General features: G+C 64.0%; 2 protein-coding genes. Both read right to left on the bottom strand.

The annotated features are described in order from the left end of the window. Positions 1 to 178: 178 nt before the first annotated feature. The gene (locus tag WB785_RS11485) at positions 179 to 1,507 is read right to left on the bottom strand and encodes a DEAD/DEAH box helicase (RefSeq protein ID WP_424079245.1); all 1,329 of its coding nucleotides are present in this window, start codon (positions 1,505 to 1,507) and stop codon (positions 179 to 181) included. A gap of 193 nt (positions 1,508 to 1,700) precedes the next feature. Next, positions 1,701 to 2,048 carry a DNA-binding protein gene (locus WB785_RS11480; protein WP_424079244.1) on the bottom strand — a complete coding sequence of 116 codons (348 nt, stop codon included), beginning with the start codon at positions 2,046 to 2,048 and terminating at the stop codon, positions 1,701 to 1,703. Positions 2,049 to 2,164: the final 116 nt, after the last annotated feature.

The raw sequence follows: 2,164 nt of genomic DNA, 5'->3' as shown, positions 1-2,164 counted from the left end.
CTTTACCCCTGTGTGCGCTGGATGGCCACACGAGGAGGTCGCCGCGAGGGTAAGCAAGGCAATTCCCACTGCCGTTGTTTTTCGCACCGATGGCACCGCGCTCACGCCACCATCGTGTCACCACTAGCCGGCAAGCGTGCGCCATATCGCCGCTGCGATCCGGCCAGGCTGTTGAGCCTTAAGGGTTTCGACGTGTCCCGCTACGGGGGCGGCCCTGCCTCGGTGCATGTGCACCGGCGCGCTGGCCGCCGCGAGCAGGGCGGCGGCTTCGCGGCCGAGCGGATGGGGCGCTAACAGGTTTGGCGGCCGGAGCCTGGTAGGGCGCGATGTCGCCGACCAGCTGGACGACGGGATCCGACGTAGCGGTGACGTGTTGTGGGCTGACGGCGATACCGGCCTTGCGCAAAAGCGCCGAAGCGTCTCTGCGTTGTTCGGGCAGTACCACGGTGACGACGTCGCCGGCGCTACCGGCCCGCGCGGTGCGGCCCGAGCGGTGCAGATACGCCTTGTGCTCGGCGGGCGGGTCCACGTGCACCACCAACTGCACGTCGTCTACGTGCACGCCGCGGGCCGCGATGTCGGTGGCAACCAACACTCGCGCGGTTCCCGCGGCGAAGGCGGCCAGGTTGCGGTCGCGGGCAGGCTGAGAGAGGTTGCCGTGCAAGTCAACTGAGGGTACGCCGGCTTCGGTGAGCTGGCGGGCGAGCTTGCGGGCCTGATGTTTGGTGCGCATGAACAGGATTCGCCGACCGTTGCCGGATGCCAGGCGGTGCACCAAGTCTTTTTTGGCGTCGTTGCCGGCGACATGGAATACGTGGTGGGTCATCTCGGGCACCGGCGAGTTGGCCTCATCGACGGAGTGCATCACGTGGTTGCGCAGGAACCGTTTGACGATCTTGTCGACGTCGTTGTCCAGCGTGGCCGAGAACAGCAGCCGCTGACCCCTCGCCGGCGTGGCGGCCAGGATGCGGGTGACCACTGGGAGGAATCCGAGGTCTGCCATGTGGTCGGCCTCATCGAGCACGGTGATGTCAACTGCGTCGAGGCTGATAAGTCGTTGGCGCATAAGGTCGTCCAGTCGCCCGGGGCAGGCGACGACGATGTCGACGCCGGAGCGCAGCGCGGCAACCTGACGATTTTGTGGCACTCCACCGAAGATCGTGGTGACCTTGAGGCCGTAGCTGTTGGCCAGCGGCGCCAGCGTTGCAGTGATTTGGGTTGCCAGCTCGCGGGTGGGTGCCAGCACCAGGCCGGTCGGCCGGGCGGGCTGCCGCTTGGCCGGTGCGAGCCGGGTCACCAACGGAATTGAGAAGGCCAAGGTTTTACCGCTGCCAGTTTTGCCGCGGCCCAGCACGTCTCGGCCGGTCAGGGTGTCGGGCAGGGTGTTGATTTGGATCGGGAAGGGGTCGGTGATGCCGAGGTCGGTGAGCGCACTGATAAGCGGCGCGGGCACGCCGAGGTCGGCAAAGGTTTGGGTAGTCACGGGTGTGCGGTGCCTTTCAGGCATCGGCTGTGCAAGCACAGATTGGCGAGATTGCCGGTGGGCAAAATCGATCGCCGCGAAAAGAGTTGGAGTGGAAATCCCCGACGGGGCATTTCACGACGTGCCGGCATCTTGTGACGCCAACGTTGATTGCGAGCCTAGCCCATGAACGGGGCTTTCCCGTCGCCGGAGCATCAGGGTGTGAGCAACAACACCGCTAGTCGTTCGTTGTCTCGCGTTCCACAAACTGGTCGAGTACCTTTCGGGACAACTTCGAGACGCTCATCCCTCGAGCCTTCGCAATCGCTCGCAACTTGTCGCGCGTCTGCTCGGAAACTCGGACCTGTACAACTGGTGAATGCTTTCCGTTGCCTGACAAAGACTTTCCCCCAGGCCGCAGATTTAGCGACTCCGCCTTCGCCAAGACTTCTGCTGCGATCTTCTCAGCGCGCTCGTCGGTCAGACGTTCGCCGCGGACGTAGATCTCCTCTTCGTTGAGGTCGACAAGGTCAACAACGGTGTCCTCGTCGAAGTGGATCTTCGACGGATCAGTCTTCCGTGTCATATTTCAGCCCATCTTCCGGTAGCGGGTTTGCAATGCGTGCACCGCAATCCAGAGGTCCTCGTTTTGATCGTCGGGTGCCAAGATGATTTCGAACTGGCGCCCGCGGGTGTCGGTGC

Source organism: Mycobacterium sp. (genome assembly GCF_049585075.1).
GTDB lineage: Bacteria > Actinomycetota > Actinomycetes > Mycobacteriales > Mycobacteriaceae > Mycobacterium.
The sequence above is the reverse complement of the archived record's forward strand: the minus strand, read 5'-3'. Positions and strand labels throughout refer to the sequence as shown.